Below are 26,846 nucleotides of genomic sequence, written 5' to 3'. Positions count from 1 at the left end.
AACTATTCCATTTTTAGGCTAATCTCACATGCGTATAACTATTTTTATTAATTTGCATGCGATGATGTGGCATCTGCTAGAAATTCTAGAGAGCAAATCGTTCTCCGATAGTAGGTAGCTCGTTCCAGTCAGCCGTGTAGTTTCTACTCTTCAGTTCCCGACGCATTGCCCAATCATTGCGATAACCCTGAGAGGCTAAACGGACGGTATGCCTGCCGTAACGTTCGTTAATCTTATCGATCGCAGTCATCAGTGACTCAGCTTTACCTGCATCATCGGAATACCCCAGCAAATCCATTTGCTGCCCTGCTACGGGCACTAGCTCCATCAGCATGACTCCAGCCTTCTGGTAATACACCTTAGGGGCGTACATGCGTTCCAGCAGCATCAGAGCGGCCTCTGTCACTTTAAACGTATCATTGGTCGGGCTTGGCAATGCGATAGTCAGGCTGCGTCCGAAATACGGCCTCTCGTCGAACGGGCTGTTCTGGATGAAGCAATGAACTGCCTGCGCATAGAGCCTTTGCTCGCGCAACCTTGCAGTGGCAGTTGCAGCGTGAAAGGAGATAGCCTCCCGCAAGCCCTGCAAGCTACTTACGCGCTGTCCAAACGACCGGGAACTCATGACCTGCTTAGATGGCTCAATTTCCTCGGTAAGCTCATGACAAGCTATGCCGTTCAATTCCTGGACTGTACGCATGAGCACCACACCGAACTCATCCCGTACGCGACGAGGATTAGCTCGTTTCAATCGCAGCACGTTACGCACACCCAGGCTGTTCAGGCGTTCCGCATAACGTCGCCCGACGCCCCAAACCTTATCCACGTCGAGCTTCTCAAGAAGTGCATCCAGCTCAGCCTCGGACATGCTCGTGAAGTCGCATACCCCACCAAATCGCTCCTGTTTTTTCGCTACCTTATTAGCCAGCTTCGCCAAGGTCTTGCTGTGTCCAATACCGACACAGATGGGTAAGGATGTCCATTCTAGAACCGTATCCTTGATCTTGCGGCCATACTCTTCGAGATCGAGTTTCAAGCCGGTCAGGTCCATAAAACACTCGTCGATGGAATAAACCTCGATTCTGGGCGCGAAATGCCGCAGCGTTTCAACGAACCTATTGCTGAAGCTGGCATACATCTCGTAATTGGATGAGAATGCGACCACGCCTATCGCACGCGCCTGCTTTTCTACTTCGAACCATGGCTGCGCCATCTCGATACCCAATGCCTTCACTTCCTTGGTCTGAGCAATTACACAGCCATCGTTGTTCGACAGGACCACGATGGGCGTCTTGTGCAGGTCCGGGCGGAATGCACGCTCGCATGAGCAGTACATGGAATTGACGTCCGCCAGCGCGAACACTGGCCTAGGCGAGCTTGTTGATCGCATCTTTCACCACGCCAAAGATATAAAGTTCGCGACCTTCCTTGAATTCGATTGGTGGGTAGTTTTTGTCCCGATTTGATGAGTGCAGCTGTACCTCGCCATTCCGCTTATATAGGCGCTTAACCAACCACTCCCCATCTACGGCAGCTACCACAATGCTTCCGTGCCTTACCTTCAGCGAGCGATCCACAATAAGCAAGCTGCCGGGCAGTATGCCGTCATCAATCATTGAGTCGTAATCTTTCCCTACAGGAAAAAGAAATGTAGCGGGTTTGTTCTGCACCAAATGAGCTGTCAGATTGAGTTCATCGACCGTTTCATAATCCTGCGCTGGCGATGCGAAGCCTGTAGTCGCTCCGGCAATCAGTTTGAACCCATAGATCGGAAGAGAGACTTCCGACAGGTTCTCGGGAAGACGGAAGAGGGTGAACGTTGGTATCTCGAGGGCATTGCTCATGTTGAATCATCTATTGAACGAACGTACAACAATTTCAGTGCGAAATATACGCCGACAAAAGATAGGTGTCTATGGTAAAAATTGCAGATGTGCTCTAACTATGACCCCGTGCTGGACAAGACAAAGCTGCGCACGCATTTTGGTGTAGAAGATCTTCCGCCAGACCTCAAGCCTAGGCTCTGGCCCGGCTATGTCGGGCCGTTTATACGCAAACACGAGTTCGCTGACGTTGGTGATGAGGCAGTGCCTAAGCATGAGCTTATGGTTGGTTCGTTTGGCCTAATTCCGCATTGGGCCAAGGACGAGAAGATAGCGCGACAAACCTACAACGCAAGATCGGAAACAGTGCACGAGAAGCCATCATTCCGCGATGCATGGCGTCTCGCACGACACTGCATCATTCCAGCTGAGGCGATTTTCGAGCCCGACTGGCGAAGCGGTAAGTGCACTCCGACTCGAATTGTTCGCACCGATGGCAAGCCGATGGGTATAGCAGGTTTGTGGACCGGCTGGAAGCAGCCGAATGGTGAGGTTCTGCGCAGCTTCACGATGTTAACGGTGAACGCGGATGATCATGCATTCATGCGGAGCTATCACAAGCCTGATGATGAAAAACGGATGGTAGTGATCCTGCAAGATGAGGAATACGATGCATGGCTGTCCGCATCGCCAGATGAAAGCCGCTACTTTCTACGGCAGTTTCCGTCGGAACTGATGGCAACAGATTAATACTACGTGTTCATCAAGACCGGACTACTGCGTAGTGATTAGTTGTAGCTAAGTGGGTGCAGAGAGATACGGAACGTGGAGCTCAGGTTCATTTAACCTGATTCATTTCTTCTTCAACTAACCGCATAAATTCTGAAACACTCACATTTAGTGCGGGAACGATCTTGAATATGATCTTGAGGCTTGCACTGTTGCGGCCAAGTTCCAGCAAAGATATATAGTTGCGTTCAACGTCAGCCTGATGGGCGAGCGCTTCCTGCGACATTTTCAGTTGCATTCTCATTCTCTTCAGCACTCTTCCAAATGCAACTTCTGGTTCCAACTGCACCTCCGGTTAAGAGGTGCAAGTTACGGGGACGCAGACCCAATGTCTTCACAATATATTGGGCAATAAGTCTAAGATTTGGATATTATTCAACTAGGAACAGGCATGTTCACTTGGTCAGGTTTATTGATGGGTTATAGATGAAAATACTGATTTTGTTTCTAGCTTTGATGACGTCTTTCACGGTCAATGCAGCTGGTAACTGCAATCCATATCTCAAGCATACTGTGCGAGAACTCATTGTTTGTGGCATTGAGAGAAGTCAGGGATTGATCACCAATAAAAATGACTTTGTAAGTAGTGCGTACGATCATTTGCATAACTCAATGATCAATGAAATGCAGGACTTGCTTGAGGCTTTGGATGCGAAACAAATCAAACCTGCTCAAGCTGGATTAGCATTTGATAGATTGCTTGCTAGGTACACTGAAGAAGCTGATAGGCTGGAAGTAAGATTGAACCAGCAGATAGACAGCATGAACAACATACCAATCCCAATTCCATCGGCTCCTCAGTCGATAGATTTTACTTGCACAAAGCAATATGATGATTCGGTAAGGTGCCGATAATTGAAAATGGAAGATCGTTTACGGAAGTTGATTTCCAAGCACAAGCTAACTCCGCAGGAGCTAGAGCGGCGAAGGCTGGGAGCGCATCGTTTAAAAGAACGGCTTTCACACATTCCATCCTTCAAGCAGAAGGCGGATGCAATTGGAGAGAGGTATTGGCAACTCTTGTACGATTCTCGAGTAAAAACCTAATTGGTAACACCGCTCTGCAACCACTGGATTTACAGCAACGGCGCCACGTCAGCTTGAGGCCCTGGCCTCATATTTCAGTGAGGACTAATTGGTTTTAGTTCTGGGTAGAGCGGTAGCTCGATTTAAGCCCAAATCGCACACGAAACTGTACCGGCCATTTCCCTGACTCCAAGGCGCAAGAACAATGCGTGGACGTAATTTAGTTCATGAGGCTGTTTGTAGGCTAAAAGCTTTTTGATGTCGTCATCGTCTGGAGTTGGTGACACTCCCTTTTTTAGCTCAATGGCCAGAAAATTATTATCAGTGCCGATACGGTGCAGAATGATGTCGGGAATAACAACCTGCTCCCCTCCGTTCACAGTTTTAATTTTGACACCCTTGCGGTTGTATTCAACATGGACATTCCATGGCTCGCCATCGGGGGATAACAGTCCTTGAGCTCGAATGTGAGATGCTAACTCTGCAGCTATATGTCGCTCGGAAGCATCGACTACCAACGAGTGACGGTCTTCACGCCATAGCGCTTCTATACTTCGAGCGATAGCAACAGCCAGTTCTGGGTTGCCACACTCAGCAAGCAGTTCGCGCCAGTTTTCCAGTGCCATAGCCAGAATTCGCGTCGTTCGGTGGAAGTAATGTTAGTTATTTTAGCCGAAGAGCTTGCTTCCAAATGGGCGCCTGCCACTCCCATACATGAATTTCTTCGAACGTCTTAAGTAGCAACATGCGGCCAATCTCGACGCTAAGGCATAGCGGAGTTGCAGGGTGCAAATGGAGAACGCGTACGCCGGCCCGGACCAACTTCATGAGGAATGCATTGAACTCCCGTCGGAAGGCTTGGACATGACCCTCTGTACGAATGATTCCACGGTTGGGAGCTTCGGCTCGGAATTCCACAATGCTGGAATATGAAGGTGGAGTGGCCACATTAGAGATACTCACGACAACCGCAACTTCACGAGGTAATTGATCAGGTACAACGTGAAGGAATTGCGGAGACGGGCAGTCGGCATTTTTATCCCAAAGCCATCGTTCAGTGGGTAGGTCGAACACAGTTGCTTCTGTCTTGTCTCCGAGGAGCGCTCCAAGCTTCATGAGCATTGGAATGGGTGCGAAGGCAACCACAGTCAAATGGGTCGCGCCGTTTCTCGCGGTGATTTCGGGAAGGATACGCCGCTCATAGACTTCAGTGACAACGCGCTCCGCTCGCGGCCAGAAATCAGTCGAATTGTCTTGGGTGTCGAAATCACTCTTATCAATATGAACATGCTTATCAAGAGGAAAGCGTGTGTAGCCACTGTTCTCTAAAATTGCATACTGAACTTGGCGAACGTCGATGACAGGCACATGGGCACCGATAGGAAATGACATCATTATTGGCAGGCTGTCTTTTACACCAGTTGCCGAGTAGATGAACTGTATGCGAGCCTCGTGCTCACGCTTCATTGCTCGTAGTTGCTCTGCCGTATATTCATTATTTTTTCCATTCCGGTCGATACGGCTGTGGCAATCGAAGCATGCAAGCATGAGATTGGTTGGATCTTTGGCCAAGCGCTCTGATTCACCTGCAACTCCGCGAGTACCGTCCGGACTGTCAGCGATGATATGTGCATATTCACCCACTTTACACTTCGTCTTGGTTAAAAAGTCCCGGTCAACAGGCTTGCAGCAGCCTCGAAATTCGCAACGTCCAGCAGCAGCAATCCATAGTTCGCGGCGCACGTCCCGAGGGATGTATGCTCTATCCTGAGTTCTAGCCATTCTTGATCTCCTGATTCAGTTCCTGAATTGTGCCGCTGCGGCTCAGGCACCACACTCGAATTCGTTCTGTGCCAATAATGGGGAAAAACAGATGGTCGCCTTCAAACGTGTCTCCATACACAGCTTGCTGCCAGTCGAGCCGGTCGACGCTGCTGGGATTCGGGTCGGGCTCGGGGTGGGTGTGCCACAGCCCCAGGTAGGCTGACGTTCTATCCTGCTCTAACCATCGCTGACGCGCGAGGTATTCATGCCTGGATGACCGGAAGAAGGCGAATCTGCTGCGGAGGTCACTTTTCTGGGGCGTAGACACCTCGTCGATGACCACGTCATGTGAATCCAGAAGATGACGCCCTAGCAGGACGCCACCGGCCTCGCAATTCCACCAGTGGCGCTGCGTATACCCCACCATCTGCTGTATGGCATGCTCTACGATGATGAGTCGCTGCTGCGGCGTGACGCGATAAACCAGTTTCACGTCGGCTCCTGCGGTGTGCGGCAGTGCATGCAGGGACGGCCGAAGATCCGTTGCGTAGCGTCATCCTGGAATGTTGTCCGGGCTGACTGAAACCAGTGCGTCGTGTGCAGCCCATGTTGAGCAGCTGCGCTGCCGTCACCAACCCAGAATCGGTAGGAAGGCTGGTGTGCCGCAACACCCGCTGGGATTACGCTGATTGCCGAAAGGATGTGCTCTGCAGCCATCAAGCCAGTGCGGCGCGCCTGAATGGGCCCGAATGGGACGAATGCACCGGCGCAGCCCGTAAGGTTGCGCGTTACGGGCTGGTTTGGCGTCAGAAACGAAGTGCGCGACACTTGGGACGGGTGACCATCGTCGTCGCGATAGACGCAGTCAAGGCAGCCCTCGCCCTTGGTCCACATCAGTATCGAATGTCCGCCGATGTCCAGAGCCTCAAGCCAGGTGAAAACCACGGGCAGTTCGTACCGCCTGTTCCTGAGCGCACGCGATAAAGAGCGCTCAATGGACGGCGCGCCAAAAGCAATCACTATGCCGTCGTACTTTCTAAGATCGGCAGTCTTAAGCCATTCTTGTGCTGTCGTGCAAACCGGCGTGATCTCGACACCTGGGTAACGTCTTTCCAGCGACAGCTTTAGTCCTATCGGCTTGCCTAAGTCAATGTAGAGTGGCTGTAGAAGATGACGAAACACGTTATCTTCAGAATATTCGTCGTGATCCACTACCGTTAACTTTCCGATGCCAGTTGCAGCTAAGGTGTCGACGACAACGCTACCGATAGCTCCAGCGCCCAGAATAGCCACGTGCTTCCCCATTAAATCAAGCGACGCGCCGCCTCGAGCGCGCATGTAATTGGGGGTATGGCGACGCATAGTCAATGGCGCAACCGTTACTCTCTCATCAACACCACCACGGTATGCCCCAAAAGAGACGCCGACCAACGAACGTCCGCCAGCTTGTCGAGGCACGGATACCAGCAGCGCCACTCGCTTTGGTGAATTTTTCGATGGTCCGACCAGTTCCTCCCATAGTTTCAACTGATCACGCGACAACCGTTGATGAACCTCGTCGACGAACCCTGTGGTCAACTTATCAGGTTTCACTGGCGGCAAACTAAGCGTATCAACGTGAACGTACAGAGCACGGTGCCCCGCGAGCTTTTTATCCTGAACTTCCCAGGGCACTTTCTCGTCTCGCTCCACAAAGTACCATATTGGCTTATTCAGTTTCGAATCTAAGAACCCCTTAATCATCCGGGAGTTGCCGTCAACCTCGAAGTAGGCACGGGAACGCAGAGAGTCTGGCAGGTGTAACCAGTAGCCCTCTAGTTCATTGAAGAACTCCGTATAACCGTTAGTCGCATCGAGCGACGAATGTTCGAGCAGGTGATATGCTTTGAGGACCGTATGCGCTACGATTTCCGCTGGTTGCTTAGGGTCTAGCGACAGCCCCTGGCCATCGTCAACGCACACGACACCAGAGTAACTAACATGCGCGAGTGGTGTTACCGGAGGCGGTGTCCAGACCCTCGGAAGGCGCAGCAATTCCTCGTCACAATTGACGTACAAAGGCCATTTGCACGTCGCGCCAGTTAGCTCGATTCCTAGAGATTTCGTGTCTGGGCTCTCCAGGCGTACAACCTCGATGCCGCCCAAATTACAAACGGTCTTGACGGCCTCGAAGGCGGCGTCTACCTTCGAGGTGTCGTCCGCATCGATGGTGGACTCCGTCAAGCGGAGTTCCCGGTGCTGATCACCGCAGCCGCTACCGCCTTGGCCGTTTCGGATTTCTCCGGCACCTTGAAATCGTCACCAAACTGTTTCTTGAGTAACTTGCAGGCGTCCTCGGGCAATTCCTCGTCGTAGGCATCGCTGAGAGCATCGCGTAGCGCTTCCAGCTTCTCCTTGAACGTCGCCATCTGCCCCTTCGACATGCCTGCCATCAAGTCGCAGTATGGGGTCACCGGTAAAGTGACCTTCAACCGTTGGTGCCAACCATCATCATCGCTGTAGGAAGTTTCGAAGTGCGACAGGATTGCCTTGGTCAAGTCGAGCAGGGCAAGCAAATCCGTCGGTTTACCTGAGATTTCGAAGTAGGGCTTGAACCACGTTTTAGCAGCCACGGTGAGCGCAATGCTGAGTGGAGCTCCACCATTGCGGAATTGGACGTCACGCCAGCGCTTGAGATAGCGTATGCAGCGGCGATACTGAGCCAACTCGTTCGTATCCTTGAACGCGGTGCAAATGAGCTCAGTGAGCTTTTTAGGGGCTGACGTTTCCCAGACCCGATACCCCTCGATGGAATTCTCTTTGCCCTTAGCTAGGTCGAGCTGGTCATCATCACGCTTGGCATAGATTGCCAAGTCAACGTGATACTCGATTTCGGCTCCACGCATATAGTTTACTGTTACGCAGGGGCGTCTGATGACAACCTCCCGCCCATTCGAATTGAGTGCATCGCGAACTTTAGTCTTTAGTTTAACGGGGTCGGGATACTTGTCCCGTTTACAGTCAAAGATGAGACCCACATCGATATCATAGTTGCCATCAAGGGGCACCACACCTGTGTGCATCGAATAGCTGCCTTGATTAAAGTGCTCGAAAGATGGGACGTCGTTCAAATGGCTATTCAAGGCGTCAAGAAGTATTTTTCGCTTCTCGCGGAGGGTCGCTTTTTCGTCATCGTCGTCGAGCTTAATATTTGAATGGAAGTCTTCGAATTGCTTTTGTACTGCTGGCATCTTAGAGTCCTTATCATCAAAGAAGAGCCATGCGGCCGCTGTGAACAGACCAAGGCGAATGAGCGGATGCATAATTTATAAATGGTTTTTCGAATAACCCTACTTTACAATAAAAACACCATATTTAGTGTTTTATTTTATTTTAATTCAATATATGGGGCTTTTTGGATCTGCTGAAAGAAGCACGTACATATACTTGATTCATCCCTATTTAACTAAAGAACTGAGTTGAGGTAGGGGTAATAATGTGAATTCGACCAAGAATGGATTTTGTTTAACGTGTCGGAGCTGTGACTTACAAGTGCAGGGGTCAAAAAGTGGATCGCCATTGTCACCAGAAGAGCGACTTTAGGTTCTAACTGTCTTACGGAGTAAATTTTGCATCCGGTGCTGGCACGCCTGGGTATAGAGTGGATAGCTTACTGGCTGAATAATCAACCGAGACGAGAAACCGCGGGCAAAAAAGACTGAGATGTTCTTAACGATGGTTACAGGGCTAATTGATCTTAGCGTAACCCCTGCGTAACCCCGTATAAATAAAAAGGGGTTAGCATTTCTGCTAACCCCTTGTTTTATTTGGCGCGCCCGAAGAGATTCGAACTCCTGACCCCTTGGTTCGTAGCCAAGTACTCTATCCAGCTGAGCTACGGGCGCGTTGTTGAGAGACCGAGATTATACAGAGCCAGCGATTTTGTTCAAGAGGTTTTCGCGGAAATATTCGAATTTATTGAACTCATGCACGGCGCCAGGTGGTGCCTTGGGGGCCGTCTTCGAGGATGATGCCCGCCTCGGCGAGTTCCTTGCGGATGCGATCGGCTTCTGCAAAATTTTTGGCTTTGCGAGCATTGAGTCGATCCGAGATGAATTGCTCGACTTGCTCGGCTGTGAGGACATCCATGCTACTGCTGCCGGCTTGGAGGTAGGCTTGGGGGTCGCGCTCCAGCAGCCCTAGGGTGTTTCCCAAGGATTTAAGCAATGCCGCCGATTGAACGGAGCCTGATTTGTTGACTTCATTTGCCAGTTCAAACAAAACAGCAAAGGCTTCCGGAGTATTGAAATCATCATCCATTGCTGCCTTGAAGCGTTCGCCATAAGCGTTGCTCCAGTCGATAGCGATGTTAGGAATCTCGATTCCGCGCAGTGCGGTATAAAGCCGCGTCAGCGCTTGCTTGGCGTCTTCCAGATGCTGGTCTGAATAATTGAGCGGGCTGCGGTAGTGCGCGCGCAGGATAAAAAAGCGCAACACTTCCGGATCGAATTTTTTGACGACTTCACGAATGGTGAAGAAGTTGCCCAATGATTTGGACATCTTTTCGTCGTCGACGCGCACAAAACCGTTGTGCATCCAATAATTCACAAAAGTGCAGTTATGAGCGCCCTCGGATTGGGCGATTTCGTTTTCGTGGTGGGGAAATTGCAGATCGGCGCCGCCACCGTGAATATCGAAATGGTCGCCCAGGTGCTGTTCACTCATGGCTGAGCATTCCAGATGCCAGCCAGGACGTCCAGGCCCCCAAGGGGAATCCCAATGTGGCTCGCCGGGTTTGACCGATTTCCAGAGAACAAAATCGAGCGGGTCGCGTTTGTGGGTGTCGACCTCTACACGTTCACCGGCACGCAAGTCTTCCAGGGATTTGCCGGATAGCTTTCCGTAGCCTGTAAATTCGCGCACTGCATAGAACACGTCACCGTTGCTACCCACATAAGCCAACCCGTTTTCAATGAGACGGGAGGTCATGCTCAGCATTTGCGGAATATGCTGTGTGGCTTTGGGTTCAATGTCCGGACGCAGGACACCCAGGGCAGCGGAATCTTCATCCATAGCCTGGATGAAGCGCCCGGTCAAGGAATCGATGGTTTCCTGATTCTCTGCCGCACGCTTAATAATTTTGTCGTCAATATCCGTGATGTTTCTGACGTAAGTGACGTCATAGCCCGAGGTGCGTAGCCAGCGCGCTACCATGTCGAATACCACCATCACTCGGGCATGGCCCAAATGGCAGTAGTCGTAAACAGTCATGCCGCAAACATACATACGTACCTTGCCGGGTTCGATGGGAACAAAGGTCTGCTTGTCGCGTGCAAGCGAATTGTAGATTTTTAGCATGGGATTAAAAGGGTGCTGGAACTGCTTGAAATATTTGGATTAAAAGGAAGTAAGTTGCTAGAATTCCGCAACCGAAATTTTGGAAAAAAGTATAGCATAATGACCCGCTTACGCACTCCCTTGCTCAGTTTGTTGCTGTTTGCGGCGCTCGGCTTCCCGCTTGTCTCACATGCGGATGAATTGAAGGATATTTCCCAATTGATGGGCCAGGAGCAGTATTCCCAGGCCCTGGATAAAGTGAATGCTTATCTCGCAGCCCATCCCAAGGATGTTGCCGCGCAATTTCTCAAGGGCGTGGTTCTGGCAGAACAAAACAAGTCTGCCGAAGCCATCAAGATTTTCACTGACATTACGGAAAAACACCCGGAACTCCCTGAGCCCTATAACAACCTTGCTGTGATCTATGCCGAGCAGGGCCAGTACGACAAGGCCCGGATCTCGCTGGAGAAAGCGATTAAAACGCACCCCAGTTATGCAACGGCGCATGAAAATCTAGGGGACATCTATGCCAAGATGGCGAGCGATGCCTATGACAAGGCCTTGCAACTGGATCGCAGTAACTCGCGTGCTCAAACCAAGCTGATGTTAGTGAAGGAGCTGTTTTCGCGTAGTGCGGTCGTCGCGTCATCCGGGGTTCCAGCGAAACCGACCCCAACTCCTGTCATGCCTACGCTGTCCTCGCCAGTGGTAGCAGTCGCGCCTAGTCAACCTCCTGCACCTCCTGCAGTTAACCCGCCGCTACAGTCTGCAGTAGTTGCAAAGGCTGAGGAGCCCGCCAAGCCTAAGGTGGAGCCTGTGCAAGCATCTGCGGACAAAGCATCATCGAAAGACAAGGCGCCAGATGCGACGTCGATGACGGTGGAGAAAAGCAAGAGCGTAACCGCCAAGGAAGAGGCAAAAGTTAGTAAAGAAGACCAGTCCAAAAACAATGCCCAAGAGGCTTTGCTGAGAGCTGTGCACGGTTGGGCCAAGGCCTGGTCGGCACGCGATGTGGATGCTTACCTCGCCTATTATGCAAAGGATTTCAAAACGCCTAATGGCGAGAGCAGGTCGGAGTGGGAGAAAATGCGCCGCGAGCGTATTCGCAAGCCTGCTTCGATTCAGGTCGAAGTACTGAATCCAAAAGTCAGCATTGACGGCAATCATGCTACCATTGCGTTCAAGCAAAGCTACCGTGCGGGCATCAATAGTATGCGTACAAGCAAGACCCTTGTGTTTGTGAAAATGGGTGAGAAGTGGCTAATAACGCAGGAATTGGCCAACCATTAACATTTGAGTATGTCCCGGAAACTACAGACGCTGGCGCTTACGACTGGAAAACTTTGTATCTTGACGGCAATGTTGTTGCCGTGGAACGCCACCGCCATTTACTTTGCTGATCGTCCATCACGGTTGGAGTCCTTTTTGCACGGGACTCCACGCCAAATCGAAGGCTTGTTGGTCCGGAGCCTGCTGGAAACCACCCAAGGCAAGCTGGATGCCGCGTTGAGCGATATCGACGAGGTCATCCGCGCCATGCCTAATTTCAAGCTGGCCTACCTTGTGCGCGGCGACCTCCTGCAAGCCAAGGCGCGGCAGATTTCAGGTTTCGGCAGTGCACCTAATGCCCCACGCGACGAGATTGCTGATTTCCAGGATGAGGCACGAGTACGGCTGGAGCGTTATCTCTCCCGCGAAGATGCGCCTGCGCAACCTGATTACCTATGGCAACTGGACGAAGCGCAACGCCATGCCATCGTTGTAGATACCAACAAGTCTCGTCTTTACCTTTACCGCAACGATCATGGCCAACCACGCTATGTGGCTGATTACTACGTGACTGTCGGAAAAAACGGTACGGAAAAGCAGTCCGAGGGCGACAAAAAGACGCCTATCGGGGTGTATTTCGCCGGCAAGCAATTAGAGCGCAAGAAGTTGCCGGATATGTATGGCACCGCAGCTTACCCGTTGAGCTATCCCAACGAGTGGGACAAGCATCGCGGCAAAAATGGGCATGGGATCTGGCTGCATGGCACGCCTAGTAATACCTATAGCCGTCCCCCGCGCGCATCGGACGGATGCGTTGTCCTCACCAATCCAGATATCAGCTCACTGGCCCCTGTGCTTCAAGACGGTAGTACTCCTGTCGTGATCGTAGGCAACAATCCGGTTTCGCAGGCAGCCCTCAAGGCCGAACGAGAGCGCTTGATGGGCGCAATGGAACAATGGCGGCGCGATTGGGAGACCCAGAATACCGAGGATTATTTGGCCAGGTACTCGCGCGATTTTTTTAGCGAAGGCAAGAACTTCAAGGCCTGGGCTGATGAAAAGCGCAGGATCCAGCAGAGCAAATCCGCGACGAGTATCCAACTGTCCAACCTGAGCGTTTTCCGCTATCCTGACGGCCAACAACAGATGGCGGTGGTCAGCTTCGATCAGGATTTCAAGAGTGATCGCCTTAACAGCCACATGCGCAAGCGCCAGTACTGGATACTGGAAGACGGGCAATGGAAGATTCTTTACGAAGGTGCTGTATAGCCTGAAGTAAAGGCCGGATGAGGGAGGTCAACATGCTGGGTTATACCAGAGCGCTGCTTTTTGTCGTGGGCCTGCTGGCGAGTTTTCAACTGCTTGCAGCCAATCCTCAAGTAGAAGTCGAAACCAACCGCGGCAATTTCGTGGTTGAGCTTTATCCCGATAAGGCGCCGCAGACAGTGGAGAACTTTTTACGCTATGTTGCCAGCGGTTTTTATAGCGGGACCATTTTTCATCGCACGATCCAACGCTTCGTGATTCAAGGCGGTGGACTGACCGAAAAACTGGAAGCCAAATCGACTTTCGACCCGATTCCGAACGAATCAACCAATGGGCTCTCCAACGATTACGGCACTTTGGCGATGGCTCGTAGTTATGGACCGAATACGGCCACTTCGCAGTTCTACATCAACCTGGAAGACAACAAGTTCCTCAACTTTTATCGCCAGGAAGCCGGACTTGAAGGTTATACCGTATTTGGCAAGGTGGTGCGTGGCATCGATGTTGTGAAACGTATCAGCGAAAGCCAAACGACCAAGATCGGCAAGATGGAGCATGTGCCGACCGAGGCTGTTGTGATCTCCGGCGCACATCAATTGGATACTCCGGTCGTGGCTGAGACTTATGGTCCGCCGCAACCGGAAACGATCAATAAACCTATTCAAATTGCAAAAAAAGGAAAGAAACGTGGTTGAAATTACTACAAACTACGGCACCATCAAGCTTGAACTGGACGCAGAAAAGGCGCCGGGTACTGTTGCCAATTTTCTGGAATACGTGAACAGCGGTTTTTACAACGGCACCGTTTTTCACCGTGTGATCGACGGTTTCATGATTCAGGGCGGCGGTATGGAGTCTGGCATGAAACAAAAGTCGACCAACGCGTCGATCAAGAACGAAGCTGACAATGGCCTGCCGAACAAGCCTTATACCATCGCTATGGCACGCACCCCCGATCCTCATTCGGCCAGCAGCCAGTTCTTCATCAACGTGGCTGATAACGATTTCCTGAATTTCCGCGCACCCAACGCCCAAGGCTGGGGTTATTGCGTGTTCGGCAAGGTGGTCGAGGGCATGGACATTGTGGACAAGATTGCCAAGGTCAAGACCGGCAACAAGGCAGGCCACCAGGACGTCCCGGTGGAAGACGTGGTGATCGAGTCTGCAAAAGTCGTTTAATTTTTGATTCTTTTCATTTCCGATCTGCATCTCTGTCAGGAACGGCCGCGTACGACGCAGTTGTTCCTGGATTTCCTCAGCAGAGAGGCTTCACAAGCTGCAGCGCTATACATCCTAGGAGACCTGTTCGAATATTGGGCAGGTGACGACGATGTTGAAAGCACTTACATTCAATCTGTGCTCGGGGCGATGCGCAGGTTGTCCGATAGCGGAACCAAGGTGTATGTGATGCGAGGCAACCGGGATGTGCTCCTGGGAGCCGGGTTTGAGCAGGCAAGTGGTGCAGAACTATTGCCGGATCCTGTGATGATCGACCTCTACGGTCGATCCGCGCTACTTACCCACGGTGATGCGCTGTGTACGGACGATGTTGAGTATCAGCAATTCCGTCAGATGGTGCGCGATTCGAAGTGGCAGCAGGATTTCCTCAGCTTGCCGCTGGCACAGCGCAAGTCACAGATCCAAGCCCTGCGTTCCCGCAGTGAAGAAGCTAAATCCTACAAAGCCGAAGCCATCATGGATGTGAACCAGGATGCGGTTGCGGAATGCTTACGCACGCACGGCTATCCGCCGCTCTTGATTCACGGGCATACACACCGCCCTGCACGACATTCGTTGGAGATCGACGGAAAGCATTGCGAACGGATCGTCCTGTCCGATTGGGGTGATACGGGCAGTTATCTTCTTTGCACTAAACAAGGTTGCGAAGTCGTCAACCTGTAGTGCAGGCGTTTCGCCTGCAACTTCCATAAACAAATAAAGCTACCTGTACTAAGTTTGAGCGCTGATTACAACGCTTCTAGCTTGGCGTATTCCAAGGCCAACCACTTCGTCCCCGCATCGCGGAAATTGACCTGAACCCGGGCATCGGCGCCCCCTTCATAAGCGAGAATGACGCCGGCGCCAAATTTGGCATGGCGAACACCTTGCCCGACTTTCCATGGTGCATTACTGGCATTTGCACGCGGTGTCGCAGCGAATTCCTGTGTGGAATAAGCAGCCTGATACTTGGCAACAGGGCGGGCGTTCAGCCGTTTCAGCAGGTTTTCCGGAATCTCGTCCAGGAACCGCGAGGGAATGTTGTAACGGATCTGGCCGTGCAGCATGCGGCTTTGGGCGTGGCTCAAGTAAAGCCGGCGTCGGGCGCGAGTTACCGCCACATACATTAGACGTCGTTCTTCCTCCAACCCATTAGCTTCCGACATGCTCTGCTCGTGTGGGAACAGGCCTTCCTCGATGCCGCCGATGAACACGGTGTGAAACTCCAGCCCCTTGGCGGCATGCACCGTCATGAGTTGCAAGGCGTCGCGTCCCGGATCTGCTTGATGCTCGCCGGCTTCCAGGCTGGCGTAAGTGAGGAAATCGACCAAGGTATTCTCATCACGCTCACTCATGAAAGCGATGGCGGCGTTGACGAGCTCGTCCAGGTTTTCGATGCGTTCAGCGCCTTCTTTTTCCGCGCTGTAATGCTGGCGCAGCCCGCTCATTTGCGTAACGGCATCCATCATTTCCGGTAGCGGCAAACCGGTACACGCTTCCTGCATCGACTTGATGAGCGCGACGAAAGCGGCGATCTTGCCGCTCGCTGCAAGCGCTGCCTGCCAAAGGCTACCTCCCTGAGCGCGTGCTGCTTCCTGCAATTGTTCCAGGCTGCGCGCGCCGACGCCGCGAGTAGGGAAGTTGATAACGCGCAATATCGATGTGTCGTCGTCGGGGTTGATCACCAAACGCAGGTAGGCCAGCGCATGCTTGATTTCGGCGCGTTCGAAGAATCGCAATCCTCCATAGACCCGGTAAGGTACGCCTGCGGAGAACAAGCCATGCTCCAAGATCCGGGATTGGGCGTTGGAGCGGTAGAGCAATGCCATGTCTGACAACTCGATGCCATCCTTATGCAGCGCCTTGACTTCGTCCACGATGAAGTTGGCTTCGTCCTGGTCGGTGTAGGCGTCGTAGATGCGGATGGGTTCTCCGCCGCCTTCAGACGTCCAGAGGTTCTTGCCCAGGCGGTTACGATTGTGCGAAATGATGGCGTTGGCCGCATCCAGGATATTGCTGTGCGAACGGTAGTTTTGCTCCAGCTTGATCACGTCCTGTACATCGAAATCGGCACGAAAATCCTGCATGTTGCCGACCCGTGCCCCGCGGAAGGCATAGATGGATTGGTCATCGTCGCCGACCGCAAATACGGCATTGCCAGGGCCAGCCAGCAATTTGAGCCACAGGTATTGCAGCCGATTGGTATCCTGGAACTCGTCGACCAGGATGTAACGGAAGCGTTCTTGGTAATGCTGGCGCAGGGCTGTGTCGCGGGCCAGCACTTCATAACAGCGCAGCAGCAATTCGGCAAAATCCACGACGCCCTCGCGATTGCATTGGGCATCGTATTCGGCATAAATCTCGCGCATTTTCTCCGAATGCCGGTCGTAGACCTCGACCCGGTCGGCGCGTAGACCTTCTTCCTTGCTGTTGTTGATGAAGGACTGCACCTGGCGCGGCGGGTACTTCTCGTCATCTACATTCAGCAGCTTCATGACACGCTTGATGGCTGAAAGTTGATCGGCCGTATCCAGAATCTGGAAGGTCGTCGGCAGGCCTGCCTCGCGGTTGTGCATGCGCAAGAAGCGATTGCACAACCCGTGGAAAGTCCCGATCCACATGCCGCGCGTGTTGATGGGCAGCATGGCTGAAAGCCGCGTCAACATTTCACGCGCCGCTTTATTGGTAAATGTGACCGCCAGGAGTCCATTGGGCGAAACCAGCCCGTTTTGAATCAGCCAGGCGATGCGTGTGGTCAGTACACGGGTTTTTCCGCTGCCGGCACCGGCAAGAATCAATGCGGAAGCATGGGGTAGGGTGACGGCTTGGAGCTGTTTATCGTTCAGCCCGTCGAGCAAGTTATCTGGCATAGGTCGAAAACAAAAAATGCGTGACGCCGGTGGGCATCACGCATGTATAAATTTTTACAAATCTGGCGGGAACCAATCTGGTTGCGGGTCGTCTTAGCAATAGACGATTTCTTCGTCTCCCGCTTCTCCTCCCTGAGCGGGCGCCTTAATCTGCATTAAGGCATCTTTTCCCCCGGTTTTATCCCCTTTAACCGGGGATTTTTTTGCCCGTTGCAAACGCAAAGCGGCAAAAAACCGGCATGAATTGATGACGCAGTATATTCCCAATTTTTCTCGGAAGTAAAGCAATAAAAAAGGCTCGCATGAAGCGAGCCTTTTGGGGCTTGTGACAGGTGTCAGCCGTTCTGAAAACCGTAGCGAGCGCCGCAGGATCGAGGGCGCCCGGAGTACAGGAACCGGAATGTACTTTAAGTACATGAGGATCCGAGCACCGCGCAACTTCGACCCTGCAGGCGTAGTAGGTTTGCAGGATGGCTGGATTACATCATGTCCATGCCGCCCATGCCACCCATGCCGCCCGGCATTGCAGGAGCATCTTCCTTCGGCAGCTCTGCAACCATGCAGTCGGTGGTCAGCATCAGGCCTGCCACGGAAGCAGCGTTTTGCAGTGCGGAACGGGTCACCTTGGTCGGATCCAGGACGCCCATTTCCACCATGTCGCCATAGGTGTCGTTGGCAGCGTTGAAGCCGAAGTTGCCAGAACCTTCCAGCACCTTGTTCACAACGACGGATGGCTCAACGCCAGCGTTGGAAACGATTTGGCGCAGCGGCTCTTCGATAGCGCGCAGAACGATCTTCACGCCAGCGTCTTGGTCGTGGTTGTCGCCTTTGGCAGCAGCGATGGCAGCACGGGTGCGCAGCAGAGCAACGCCGCCGCCTGCAACGATACCTTCTTCGACAGCAGCACGGGTAGCGTGCAGTGCATCTTCAACGCGCGCCTTCTTTTCCTTCATTTCGATTTCGGTCGTAGCGCCAACCTTGATCACGGCAACACCGCCGGCCAGCTTGGCCACGCGTTCTTGCAGCTTTTCACGGTCGTAGTCGCTGGATGCGTCTTCGATTTGCTTGCGGATTTGCTCGACGCGGGACTTGATGTTGGCTTCAGCACCAGCGCCGTCGATGATGGTGGTGTTTTCCTTGCCCACTTCGATGCGCTTGGCTTGGCCCAGGTCGTTCAGGGTCACGTTTTCAAGCTTCAGGCCGAGTTCTTCAGCGATCACGGTACCGCCGGTCAGGATGGCGATATCTTCCAGCATGGCCTTGCGGCGGTCGCCGAAGCCAGGCGCCTTAACAGCGGTGGTCTTGAGGATGCCGCGAATGTTGTTCACAACCAGGGTAGCCAGTGCTTCGCCATCGACGTCTTCAGCGATGATCAGCAGCGGACGGCCAGCCTTGGCCACCTGTTCCAGGGTCGGCAGCAGGTCGCGGATGTTGGAGATCTTCTTGTCGTACAGCAGCACGAAGGGGTTATCCAGCAGCGCGATTTGCTTTTCAGCGTTGTTGATAAAGTAGGGGGAGAGGTAGCCGCGGTCGAATTGCATACCTTCGACGACGTCCAGTTCGTTTTCCAGGCCGGAACCGTCTTCAACGGTAATCACGCCTTCCTTGCCCACCTTGTCCATCGCATTGGCGATGATCTCGCCGATGTTGGAGTCGGAGTTGGCGGAGATGGAGCCAACCTGAGCGATTTCCTTGCTGGTGGTGCAAGGCTTGGATTGCTTCTTCAGTTCTTCGACGGCGACTGCGACGGCCTTGTCGATGCCGCGCTTCAGGTCCATCGGATTCATGCCGGCGGCAACGGACTTCATGCCTTCACGGATGATGGCTTGAGCCAGCACGGTAGCGGTGGTGGTACCGTCACCAGCGATGTCGGAGGTCTTGGAAGCGACTTCCTTAACCATTTGCGCGCCCATGTTCTCGAACTTGTCCTTCAGTTCGATTTCCTTGGCAACGGAAACACCGTCCTTGGTGATGGTCGGGGCCCCGAAGGAGCGCTCCAGCACCACGTTGCGGCCCTTGGGGCCCAGGGTGACCTTAACAGCGTTGGCGAGAACGTTCACGCCATTGGTCATTTTTTGGCGAACTTCATCGCCGAAACGTACGTCTTTAGCAGCCATTATTAAATTCTCCTGAATTCAAATTCTGTCGTAAGGTGTCGAGCTATTAAGCTTCAACGACGCCCATGATGTCTTCTTCGCGCATCACCAGCAGTTCTTCACCGGAGACCTTCACGGTTTGGCCGGCGTACTTGCCGAACAACACCTTATCGCCCACCTTGACTTCCAGCTTGCGCACGGAACCGTCTTCCAGCACCTTGCCGTTACCCACAGCCAGGATTTCGCCTTGATCAGGCTTCTCGGCAGCAGTGTCGGGAATGACGATACCGGAAGCGGTCGTACGCTCTTCTTCCAGACGCTTGACAATGACGCGGTCATGCAAGGGACGAATTTTCATTGTTAAACACTCCTAATAGGTTAGAAATCGTTGAACATTAAGTTCATGAATCAGGCAGAGGATTAGCACTCATGCCTTTCGAGTGCTAATAATAGGGGCGACCCTTTGGATTTTCAAGGGACGATGATGAAAAAACTTATTATGTCTTTGATGATGCGATGAAAAACTAGGCCATAAACCATGCTTGATGGCCTAGGAATTAACGATGCGGAGGATTTTCTTCCTTCACCGCATCGTCAGCGGCTGATTCGCAATCAGCTGATGCGGAAGCGGGACGCTAGCGTTTGCAGATGGCCTGAAATGGATTGAAGACCTTTGGCCGAATCGGCGGTATGCGCGGCGGACGCGCTGTTGTTTTCGGCACTGGAGGCAATCTGTTCGACTTTCAGGGCGATCTCCCGGGCTGCGGTGGCCTGCTCGTGCAGTTCGTGCGAAATCTCATCGACTGCGCTTGCGATCTGCCGGCTGCCCTCGCTGATTTCTGAGATCGAAACGCCTGCCTGGTTGGCGAGATCTACGCCGTGATTGACGCGTTCGACGCTATTGTTCATTTCCCTGGCGGCGCGGTCGGTTTCAGCCTGGATTTCGGCGATCATGCGTGAAATCTGCTGGGTGGATTGCGCGGTACGTTCCGAAAGGCTACGTACTTCATCCGCGACCACGGCGAAGCCACGGCCGGCCTCTCCGGCCCGTGCTGCTTCGATGGCGGCATTAAGCGCGAGCAGGTTTGTTTGATCGGCGATCTCATTGATGACGTTGGCGATGCCAGAGATGTTGTGAGAAGTGTCTTTTAGGCCGCTTATGGTTTCCGCAGTGGATTTGACGGCAGCTGCAATGTTCTGCATTTCTTGACTGGCCGCGAGAATAATGTCCCCGCCTTGCTTTGAACGAGCAGCTGAGTCCTGGGTGATTGCTAGCGCTCTTCGGGAATTGCCTTCCACTACGTCTACCGATTCCGATAGTTGTTCAATCGCCGCCGCCATGCCTGCTGCAGCCGAAGACTGCTCGATAGAGACTTGAGCGGTATCGTCGGCAGAATGGGTGAGATGCGAGGAAGAGCGATACAACGCTTCCACGTTTTGTCGCACAGCCGCAATCAACTCATGCAGCGCATTTCGCATGATGGCGACCTTGACGATCAGGTTGCTGATTTCATCGTTGCCGGCGGGCGGCAGCGGTTTGATCAAGTCGCCGGTAGCAATCGAGGTCACCGCGTCTTCCGCAACCCTAAGTCGTTGCCCCAAGCTTTTGATGTTAAGTCGGGCGCTAACAGCCACCGTGACGCAGCCCAGTAGCGACGTTGTCCATAGCGCAAGCTGCGCTGTCGGGAAGAAGAGAGCGATAGCCGGAAGCGCGATAAAGAACAAGCTCGCCAGCAGCGCGGAAGCCAGGATGCCGTTTGCGATAGATACTCTATTGAAATAGTCAGCCACGGCAGCAAACCCGGTTTTCACCACGGTGCCTTCCTTGAGCCGGATGTTCTCGCCGTTGTTGATGCGGCGATAAAGCGCCTCGGCTTGCTGGATTTCATCGCGTGTAGGTTTGATGCGAACCGATGAGTAACCGCTGCCGTCGGGCAGAGGTGCGACCGTCGCCTTGACCCAATAGAAATCGCCGTTCTTGCGACGATTCTTGACGATGCCGACCCAGGGGCGGCCCCGTTTTAATGTCTCCCACAAATCCTTGAATGCCGCAGGCGGAATGTCGGGATGGCGGATCAGGTTATGCGCTTGCCCGATTAATTCGTCGAGGGTATAGCCGGAAATCTCGACGAACTCGTCGTTGCATTCGGTGATGACGCCTTTGTGATTGGTGCGCGAGATGATGGCTGCTTCATCTCGCAATACGTATTCATTATTCGTGACCGGTTGATTGTTCCTCACGATATCGATCTCCCCTGGCCGTTGCCATTGCATTACTGTCGTATCTTGTCGTTTTATTGCTACCTGACAGGGGAACCGAATGGATGGCCGGCGTGGCAAATCCACACGGCTCCTCTCGTGAGTAGTTCTTATTAGGAATGATTAGAAGGTGCTGATGCGACCTTCTTTTGCATTAGACAGAACGGCAAATGGTTTGTCGATAGTACTTTGGGAGTAGATGGGTCAGTGGGCGCTTTCCCAGTTGGGGCCAACCCCCAGTTCAACCTCGAGAGGCACGTCCAGCTTGGCGACGCCGTTCATCAACCGCGGGAGTTCTTGGCGGATTAATTCGAGTTCGCCAGCCGGTACTTCGAGCACCAATTCGTCATGCACCTGCATGACGATGCGCGTGCCGATGTTCTGCGACTTGAGCCAGCCGTGCACGGCAATCATGGCCAACTTGATGAGGTCGGCGGCAGTGCCTTGCATTGGGGCGTTGATGGCGGCGCGTTCGGCACCCTGGCGGCGCATGCCGTTGGGGCTGTTGATCTCCGGCACCCACAGGCGGCGGCCGAACAGCGTTTCGACGTAGCCGTTCATCTTGGCTTCGGTGCGGGTGCGCTGCATGTAATCGGCGACCCCAGGATAGCGTGCGAAATAGCGGTCGATGTAGCTCTGCGCGGCACTACGTTCGATATTGAGGTTCTGTGCCAGGCCGAACGCGCTCATGCCGTAGATGAGGCCGAAGTTGATGACCTTGGCATAGCGACGCTGTTCGTTGCTGACAGCTTCGGGCTCCACCCCGAAGATTTCCGCGGCAGTGGCGCGGTGAATATCCTGGCGCTCGGCAAAGGCCTTGAGCAAACCGGCATCCTGCGACAAATGCGCCATGATACGGAGTTCGATCTGCGAATAGTCGGCCGAGATAATGCTGTGTCCGGGCGGTGCGATGAAGGCTTCGCGGATGCGGCGACCTTCTGCGGTACGGACGGGGATGTTCTGCAGATTGGGGTCGGAGCTGGCGAGACGCCCGGTCACGGCCACTGCCTGGCTGTAATTGGTGTGCACGCGCCCGGTTTTGCTATCCACCATCTTGGGCAGCTTGTCCGTGTAAGTCGACTTGAGCTTGGACAAGCCGCGATATTCCAATAGCACCTTGGGGAGCGGATGGTCGAGCGCTAGTTCCTGCAGCACGTCCTCATCGGTGGAAGGCGCGCCGGACGGCGTTTTCTTGAGCGGCTTGATGCCGAGCTTGCCGAACAGGATTTTCTGCAACTGCTTGGGCGATCCCAGGTTGAACGGCTGACCGGCCAGGGCGTGGGCCTTTTGTTCGAGTTCGATCAGCTTCTGACCCAGTTCGTGGCTCTGGGCCTGTAGCATCTTGGTATCGATCAGTACGCCGTAACGCTCGATATCGTAGAGGATATCCAGGAGTGGCATCTCGATGGTGCGGTACACGTGTTCGAGTTTTTTATCGGCCGCAATTTGCGGATAGAGCGCCTCGTGCAGTTGCATGGTGACATCGGCGTCCTCGGCTGCATATTCGCCGGCCTGCTCGATGGCGACTTGATCGAAGCCGACCTGCTTGGCCCCCTTGCCCGCGACTTCTTCAAACGTGATGGTCTTGACGCCCAGATGGCGCATCGCCAAGGAGTCCATGTCGTGGGTGCGATGACTTTCCAGAACGTAGGATTGCAACAGAGTGTCGTGAGCGATGCCGTTCAGTTGAATACCATGGTTGGCGAGCACATGCTTGTCGTACTTAAGATTTTGGCCCACCTTGAGTACGTTCGGGTTTTCCAGCAGCGGCTTGATGCGGGCAAGCGTGGTATCGAAATCCAGCTGCTGCGGAGCGCCGGCATAGCGATGGGCAAGGGGCAGGTAAGCGGCTTCGTGGCAGCACACGGCGAACGACATGCCGACCAGTGCGGCGTCCATGCGTTCCAGGCTTGTTGTTTCGGTGTCGAAGCAGATCAGCGAGGCTTGCTGCAGTTTCTCCAGCCAGCGTTCTAGTTCGGCCTCGGTGAGGATGGTTTCGTACTCGCGTGCAGCTTGGCTCTCTGCAAAAAGACCCATCTGGCCCGATTCTGCAATAGGTGGGGGCGCCGCTGGTGTTTCTCCGGCATTGCCCAATTCCCGCAGCCAGGTCTTGAATTCGAAACGCTCGAACAACTCGGCGAGCTTGGTGCGATCGGGTTCGGGATGGGTTAGCCCATCTATGGTGACGGGTAGTTCGACGTCACATTTGACGGTAATCAACTGGCGCCCCATCGGCAGCCAGTCCAGCGCCTTGCGCAGATTCTCGCCGACTACACCGGTGATCTGATGGGCATTCTCGACCAGATTGTCCAGCGTGCCATGCTGGGAGAGCCATTTCACGGCGGTCTTGGGGCCGCATTTTTCCACGCCGGGTACGTTATCCACCGCGTCGCCCACCAGCGTCAGGTAATCCACGATCAGGTTAGGAGGCAAGCCGAATTTGCCGATCACTCCGGCTTCGTCCAGCACTTCGTTGGTCATGGTGTTGACTAGGGTGACGTCGCAATTGACCAGTTGGGCGAGGTCCTTGTCGCCGGTGGAAATGACGGTGCGGAGGCCTTGAGCGCGGGCTTGGCAAGCCAGAGTGGCAATCACGTCGTCGGCTTCGACGCCGTCGACCATGAGCAACGGCCAGCCCATGGCCGTGATCGCTTCCAGCAACGGCGGAATCTGGCGCGACAAGTCGTCTGGCATGGGCGGACGATGGGCCTTGTATTCCGGGTAGAGGTCGTCGCGGAAGGTTTTGCCTTTGGCGTCGAACACGCAGGCGCTATAATCGGCCGGATAGTCCTTGTGCAGGCGCCGCAGCATATTCAGCACACCGTAGATGGCGCCCGTCGGCTCGTTATGTTTGTTGCGCAGGTCGGGCAGGGCGTGAAATGCGCGGTAAAGATAGGACGAACCGTCTACCAGCAATAATGTTTTCATTTAGGAATGAGGCCTCAAAATGTCAGCCGAAGATAAGCTGCCAAAAACCACGGATGCAGAAGTCTTGGCCCGCGAAACCTCGGCGCGCGAATCCTGGCGCGTGTTCGAGATTATGGCAGAATTCGTCGATGCCACAGAGCGCCTGAAAAACATCAGCCCTGCGGTATCCATCTTCGGCAGCGCCCGCATTAAGGCCGATAGCCCTTACTACAAACTGGCTGAGGAAATTGCACGCGAGTTGTCCGATGCAGGATTCAGCGTGATTACCGGGGGCGGCCCCGGCATCATGGAAGCCGGCAACAAAGGGGCATTCGGCGGTAAGTCGCCCAGCGTCGGCCTCAATATCCAGCTGCCGCACGAGCAGCACACCAATCCTTATCAAGACATCAGCCAGACCTTTCAGCACTTTTTTGCGCGCAAGGTCATGTTCGTCAAGTTCGCCTCGGCCTACGTCGTGCTGCCCGGCGGTTTCGGCACCATGGATGAACTGATGGAGGCGCTTACCCTGATTCAAACCGGCAAGACGCGCAAGATCCCCATCATTCTCGTGCATGAGCCGTTCTGGCGCGGCATGCTGGATTGGTTCCGCAACGCCATGGTGGAAGAAAAAATGATCGACCCCTCGGACATGGGGTTGATCCAGGTTATCGACGAGCCCAAGCACGTGGTCGAGGCCATCTTCAAGCATTACGAGTCGCGCGGGTTCGAACCTTCGGCCAGCGAGCGCGAAATCCAGCTCAACCTGTAAATCCGGCGCAGCTATTCCTTGATGCGCGCCGCGGGATATTTCGCTTTCTGCTAGAATCAAACAAATAATCAGGACTTACCGACGAGGTCGATATGCGTTACCTAACCCGTTTTCGTTCGATGCTGGCTGTGCTAGCACTCGCTACGCCGCTGATGGCCGCTGCTGCGGATGCCAAGCCGCCTGCACTTGAACCAGTGCCGGAGCCGCCGCCTCCGCCCGCAGGCTTCGAACCGGATGCCAATACCGAGCCGCAAGTGACCATTATCAAGCGCGGTGAAGACACCATCGAGGAATATCGCATCAACGGTCAGTTGTACATGCAGAAAGTCACGCCGTCGCACGGCGTGCCGTACTACCTCGTCAAGGAAAGCGTGGACGGCGGTTGGGCACGCATGGACGGTCCCGGCGAGCGTGTGTCTGTTCCTCAATGGGTGTTGTTCCGATTCTAGCCATCACTTCTTCTCGCCGGGTCGCGATAATGCGGCTCGGCGATTGAATATTCTCGTCTTCCATTCATGTCAGTTTTTACTACCGTAACCCCTGAGCAACTGCGGGGTTGGCTGCAGAACTATGCCCTGGGCGCGTTGCTCGACCTCAAGGGTATTGCTTCGGGCATCACCAACACCAATTACTTCGTCACGACCGAAAGCGGTCGCTATGTGCTGACGCTGTTCGAAAAGAACACGCTGGAAGAGTTGCCGTATTTCCTCGACTTGATGGCGCACCTGGCACAGCACGGCATTCCTTGCCCGCAGCCAGTGGCGAGCAACGGCGGAGCGTTCGTGGATATGCTCAACGGCAAGCCGGCCGCATTGGTAAGCTGCTTGCGCGGCGCGTCGTTGGAAGAGCCCCAGCCGGTACATTGCGCCGAAGTGGGCGCTTTCCTTGCACGTATGCATCTAGCGGGGCAAAGTTTTCCGGCGCACATGGATAATCCCCGTGGCCCGCACTGGTGGAACGTGACGGCGCAGGCCGTCCTCCCGATGTTGAATGCCGACGAACGTGAGTTGCTGGTGGAGGAACTGACCTTCCAGGCTCGCTTCAAGGATCTTGATCTCCCGCGCGGTGTGATTCATGCCGACCTGTTTAGGGACAACGTATTGTTCGACGGCGATACCCTGGGCGGTGCCATCGATTTCTACTATGCCTGCAACGACGTACTGGCCTACGACCTCGCGATTACCGTCAACGATTGGTGCGTGCACGCCGATGGTTCGTTGGACGAAGCCAGGCTGCAAGCCATGCTTGCGGCTTATCAGCGAGTGCGGCCGTTGTCGGAAGCTGAACGCATGGCATGGCCTGCATTGCTGCGTGCCGGGGCGCTCAGGTTCTGGCTGTCGCGGTTGTACGATTTCCATTTCCCGCAACCCGGCGAAATGACCCACGCCAAAGACCCCGGCCATTTCCGCCGGGTGCTAGAATCCAGAATCAACGACCAAGCTGCCATCGCTCGCGTATGGGGCTGATTTGAACG

At 53.9% G+C, this 26,846-nt stretch carries 24 protein-coding genes and 1 tRNA gene; 10 read left to right on the top strand and 15 right to left on the bottom strand.

The window, feature by feature from the left end; translation table 11 throughout:
* Positions 1–85 precede the first annotated feature (85 nt).
* Positions 86–1,390, bottom strand: coding sequence for a Y-family DNA polymerase (locus tag NMK_RS08845; RefSeq protein WP_109015405.1), 1,305 nt, complete (start codon positions 1,388–1,390; stop codon positions 86–88).
* Positions 1,368–1,844 (bottom strand): LexA family protein, encoded by a 477-nt coding sequence (locus NMK_RS08840; protein WP_109015404.1) that lies wholly within the window; start codon positions 1,842–1,844, stop codon positions 1,368–1,370. The genes NMK_RS08845 and NMK_RS08840 overlap by 23 nt, the downstream gene beginning before the upstream one ends.
* An 87-nt stretch (positions 1,845–1,931) precedes the next feature.
* Between NMK_RS08840 and NMK_RS08835 the strand changes: the two genes are divergently transcribed.
* Positions 1,932–2,573 (top strand): SOS response-associated peptidase, encoded by a 642-nt coding sequence (locus NMK_RS08835; RefSeq protein WP_109015403.1) that lies wholly within the window; start codon positions 1,932–1,934, stop codon positions 2,571–2,573.
* 88 nt (positions 2,574–2,661) lie between these two features.
* Here NMK_RS08835 and NMK_RS08830 read toward each other — a convergent pair whose 3' ends face one another.
* Positions 2,662–2,868 (bottom strand): helix-turn-helix domain-containing protein, encoded by a 207-nt coding sequence (locus tag NMK_RS08830; RefSeq protein ID WP_227871439.1) that lies wholly within the window; start codon positions 2,866–2,868, stop codon positions 2,662–2,664.
* A 170-nt stretch (positions 2,869–3,038) separates the two neighbouring features.
* On the opposite strand from NMK_RS08830, the gene NMK_RS08825 reads away from it, so the two are divergent.
* A complete protein-coding gene (locus NMK_RS08825) occupies positions 3,039–3,467 on the top strand; it encodes a hypothetical protein (RefSeq protein WP_109015401.1) in 429 nt (142 codons plus the stop codon).
* Between the two features lie 314 nt (positions 3,468–3,781).
* Here the strand turns inward: NMK_RS08825 and NMK_RS08820 are convergent, their stop codons facing one another.
* The 7 genes from NMK_RS08820 to cysS form a co-directional block, all read right to left on the bottom strand.
* Positions 3,782–4,264, bottom strand: a complete 483-nt coding sequence (locus NMK_RS08820) for a hypothetical protein (protein WP_109015400.1) — start codon at positions 4,262–4,264, stop codon at positions 3,782–3,784.
* Between the two features lie 37 nt (positions 4,265–4,301).
* Positions 4,302–5,420: an SAVED domain-containing protein gene (locus tag NMK_RS08815; RefSeq protein WP_109015399.1), complete on the bottom strand. Its 1,119-nt coding sequence runs from the start codon at positions 5,418–5,420 to the stop codon at positions 4,302–4,304.
* Positions 5,413–5,895, bottom strand: coding sequence for a Mov34/MPN/PAD-1 family protein (locus NMK_RS08810; RefSeq protein ID WP_109015398.1), 483 nt, complete (start codon positions 5,893–5,895; stop codon positions 5,413–5,415). The genes NMK_RS08815 and NMK_RS08810 overlap by 8 nt, the downstream gene beginning before the upstream one ends.
* The gene (locus NMK_RS08805) at positions 5,892–7,625 is read right to left on the bottom strand and encodes a ThiF family adenylyltransferase (protein WP_109015397.1); all 1,734 of its coding nucleotides are present in this window, start codon (positions 7,623–7,625) and stop codon (positions 5,892–5,894) included. Before NMK_RS08805 ends, NMK_RS08810 begins: the two co-directional genes overlap by 4 nt.
* A complete protein-coding gene (locus NMK_RS08800; protein ID WP_227871432.1) occupies positions 7,622–8,704 on the bottom strand; it encodes a nucleotidyltransferase domain-containing protein in 1,083 nt (360 codons plus the stop codon). Before NMK_RS08800 ends, NMK_RS08805 begins: the two co-directional genes overlap by 4 nt.
* A 505-nt stretch (positions 8,705–9,209) precedes the next feature.
* A tRNA-Arg gene (locus tag NMK_RS08795) sits at positions 9,210–9,286 on the bottom strand.
* 79 nt (positions 9,287–9,365) lie between these two features.
* The gene (cysS, locus tag NMK_RS08790) at positions 9,366–10,739 is read right to left on the bottom strand and encodes a cysteine--tRNA ligase (RefSeq protein WP_109015396.1); all 1,374 of its coding nucleotides are present in this window, start codon (positions 10,737–10,739) and stop codon (positions 9,366–9,368) included.
* Positions 10,740–10,751: 12 nt separating this feature from the next.
* Between cysS and NMK_RS18880 the strand changes: the two genes are divergently transcribed.
* Genes NMK_RS18880 through NMK_RS08765 form a run of 5 tightly spaced genes read left to right on the top strand, consistent with a single transcriptional unit; the run spans position 10,752 to position 15,155 of the window.
* Positions 10,752–12,008, top strand: a complete 1,257-nt coding sequence (locus NMK_RS18880) for a nuclear transport factor 2 family protein (protein WP_265415765.1) — start codon at positions 10,752–10,754, stop codon at positions 12,006–12,008.
* A gap of 9 nt (positions 12,009–12,017) precedes the next feature.
* Positions 12,018–13,256 (top strand): L,D-transpeptidase family protein, encoded by a 1,239-nt coding sequence (locus tag NMK_RS08780; protein WP_109015394.1) that lies wholly within the window; start codon positions 12,018–12,020, stop codon positions 13,254–13,256.
* Positions 13,257–13,288: 32 nt separating this feature from the next.
* Positions 13,289–13,948 carry a peptidylprolyl isomerase gene (locus NMK_RS08775; protein ID WP_227871431.1) on the top strand — a complete coding sequence of 220 codons (660 nt, stop codon included), beginning with the start codon at positions 13,289–13,291 and terminating at the stop codon, positions 13,946–13,948.
* The gene (locus tag NMK_RS08770; RefSeq protein WP_109015392.1) at positions 13,941–14,432 is read left to right on the top strand and encodes a peptidylprolyl isomerase; all 492 of its coding nucleotides are present in this window, start codon (positions 13,941–13,943) and stop codon (positions 14,430–14,432) included. The genes NMK_RS08775 and NMK_RS08770 overlap by 8 nt, the downstream gene beginning before the upstream one ends.
* Before the next feature lie 3 nt (positions 14,433–14,435).
* The gene (locus NMK_RS08765) at positions 14,436–15,155 is read left to right on the top strand and encodes a UDP-2,3-diacylglucosamine diphosphatase (RefSeq protein ID WP_109015391.1); all 720 of its coding nucleotides are present in this window, start codon (positions 14,436–14,438) and stop codon (positions 15,153–15,155) included.
* Positions 15,156–15,220: 65 nt separating this feature from the next.
* Here the strand turns inward: NMK_RS08765 and NMK_RS08760 are convergent, their stop codons facing one another.
* The 5 genes from NMK_RS08760 to polA all read right to left on the bottom strand — a co-directional run bounded on the left by NMK_RS08760 (position 15,221) and on the right by polA (position 24,624).
* Positions 15,221–17,341 carry a UvrD-helicase domain-containing protein gene (locus NMK_RS08760; protein ID WP_109015390.1) on the bottom strand — a complete coding sequence of 707 codons (2,121 nt, stop codon included), beginning with the start codon at positions 17,339–17,341 and terminating at the stop codon, positions 15,221–15,223.
* Positions 17,342–17,820: 479 nt separating this feature from the next.
* A complete protein-coding gene (groL, locus tag NMK_RS08755) occupies positions 17,821–19,458 on the bottom strand; it encodes a chaperonin GroEL (protein ID WP_109015389.1) in 1,638 nt (545 codons plus the stop codon).
* Between the two features lie 46 nt (positions 19,459–19,504).
* On the bottom strand, positions 19,505–19,795 hold the full coding sequence (gene groES / locus NMK_RS08750) for a co-chaperone GroES (RefSeq protein WP_109015388.1): 291 nt from the start codon (positions 19,793–19,795) through the stop codon (positions 19,505–19,507).
* Between the two features lie 254 nt (positions 19,796–20,049).
* On the bottom strand, positions 20,050–21,711 hold the full coding sequence (locus NMK_RS08745; RefSeq protein WP_109015387.1) for a methyl-accepting chemotaxis protein: 1,662 nt from the start codon (positions 21,709–21,711) through the stop codon (positions 20,050–20,052).
* Between the two features lie 189 nt (positions 21,712–21,900).
* Positions 21,901–24,624 carry a DNA polymerase I gene (gene polA / locus NMK_RS08740; protein WP_109015386.1) on the bottom strand — a complete coding sequence of 908 codons (2,724 nt, stop codon included), beginning with the start codon at positions 24,622–24,624 and terminating at the stop codon, positions 21,901–21,903.
* Positions 24,625–24,643: 19 nt separating this feature from the next.
* Here polA and NMK_RS08735 point away from each other — a divergent pair, with 19 nt between their 5' ends.
* The 3 genes from NMK_RS08735 (at position 24,644) to thrB (ending at position 26,838) form a co-directional block, all read left to right on the top strand.
* Positions 24,644–25,372, top strand: a complete 729-nt coding sequence (locus tag NMK_RS08735; RefSeq protein ID WP_109015385.1) for an LOG family protein — start codon at positions 24,644–24,646, stop codon at positions 25,370–25,372.
* A 92-nt stretch (positions 25,373–25,464) separates the two neighbouring features.
* Complete coding sequence (locus NMK_RS08730; protein WP_227871430.1) at positions 25,465–25,821, top strand: DUF2782 domain-containing protein; 357 nt, start codon at positions 25,465–25,467, stop codon at positions 25,819–25,821.
* 66 nt (positions 25,822–25,887) lie between these two features.
* Complete coding sequence (thrB, locus tag NMK_RS08725; RefSeq protein ID WP_109015383.1) at positions 25,888–26,838, top strand: homoserine kinase; 951 nt, start codon at positions 25,888–25,890, stop codon at positions 26,836–26,838.
* The last annotated feature ends 8 nt before the right edge of the window (positions 26,839–26,846 follow it).

It is taken from the genome of Novimethylophilus kurashikiensis, assembly GCF_003112435.1.
Taxonomy (GTDB): domain Bacteria; phylum Pseudomonadota; class Gammaproteobacteria; order Burkholderiales; family Methylophilaceae; genus Novimethylophilus; species Novimethylophilus kurashikiensis.
This window is presented reverse-complemented; position numbering and strand designations above follow the sequence as displayed.

What these genes read in the sequence shown, in the direction of transcription:
- groL (WP_109015389.1), bottom strand. Translation starts at nt 19,458, where the DNA reads ATGGCTGCTAAAGACGTACGTTTCGGCGATGAAGTTCGCCAAAAAATG.
- groES (WP_109015388.1), bottom strand. Translation starts at nt 19,795, where the DNA reads ATGAAAATTCGTCCCTTGCATGACCGCGTCATTGTCAAGCGTCTGGAA.
- NMK_RS08835 (WP_109015403.1), top strand. Translation starts at nt 1,932, where the DNA reads ATGTGCTCTAACTATGACCCCGTGCTGGACAAGACAAAGCTGCGCACG.
- NMK_RS08815 (WP_109015399.1), bottom strand. Translation starts at nt 5,420, where the DNA reads ATGGCTAGAACTCAGGATAGAGCATACATCCCTCGGGACGTGCGCCGC.
- NMK_RS08840 (WP_109015404.1), bottom strand. Translation starts at nt 1,844, where the DNA reads ATGAGCAATGCCCTCGAGATACCAACGTTCACCCTCTTCCGTCTTCCC.
- NMK_RS08760 (WP_109015390.1), bottom strand. Translation starts at nt 17,341, where the DNA reads ATGCCAGATAACTTGCTCGACGGGCTGAACGATAAACAGCTCCAAGCC.
- NMK_RS08780 (WP_109015394.1), top strand. Translation starts at nt 12,018, where the DNA reads ATGTCCCGGAAACTACAGACGCTGGCGCTTACGACTGGAAAACTTTGT.
- polA (WP_109015386.1), bottom strand. Translation starts at nt 24,624, where the DNA reads ATGAAAACATTATTGCTGGTAGACGGTTCGTCCTATCTTTACCGCGCA.
- NMK_RS08730 (WP_227871430.1), top strand. Translation starts at nt 25,465, where the DNA reads ATGCGTTACCTAACCCGTTTTCGTTCGATGCTGGCTGTGCTAGCACTC.
- NMK_RS08825 (WP_109015401.1), top strand. Translation starts at nt 3,039, where the DNA reads ATGAAAATACTGATTTTGTTTCTAGCTTTGATGACGTCTTTCACGGTC.
- NMK_RS08820 (WP_109015400.1), bottom strand. Translation starts at nt 4,264, where the DNA reads ATGGCACTGGAAAACTGGCGCGAACTGCTTGCTGAGTGTGGCAACCCA.
- NMK_RS08745 (WP_109015387.1), bottom strand. Translation starts at nt 21,711, where the DNA reads ATGCAATGGCAACGGCCAGGGGAGATCGATATCGTGAGGAACAATCAA.
- cysS (WP_109015396.1), bottom strand. Translation starts at nt 10,739, where the DNA reads ATGCTAAAAATCTACAATTCGCTTGCACGCGACAAGCAGACCTTTGTT.
- NMK_RS08775 (WP_227871431.1), top strand. Translation starts at nt 13,289, where the DNA reads ATGCTGGGTTATACCAGAGCGCTGCTTTTTGTCGTGGGCCTGCTGGCG.
- thrB (WP_109015383.1), top strand. Translation starts at nt 25,888, where the DNA reads ATGTCAGTTTTTACTACCGTAACCCCTGAGCAACTGCGGGGTTGGCTG.
- NMK_RS08845 (WP_109015405.1), bottom strand. Translation starts at nt 1,390, where the DNA reads ATGCGATCAACAAGCTCGCCTAGGCCAGTGTTCGCGCTGGCGGACGTC.
- NMK_RS08800 (WP_227871432.1), bottom strand. Translation starts at nt 8,704, where the DNA reads ATGCATCCGCTCATTCGCCTTGGTCTGTTCACAGCGGCCGCATGGCTC.
- NMK_RS08735 (WP_109015385.1), top strand. Translation starts at nt 24,644, where the DNA reads ATGTCAGCCGAAGATAAGCTGCCAAAAACCACGGATGCAGAAGTCTTG.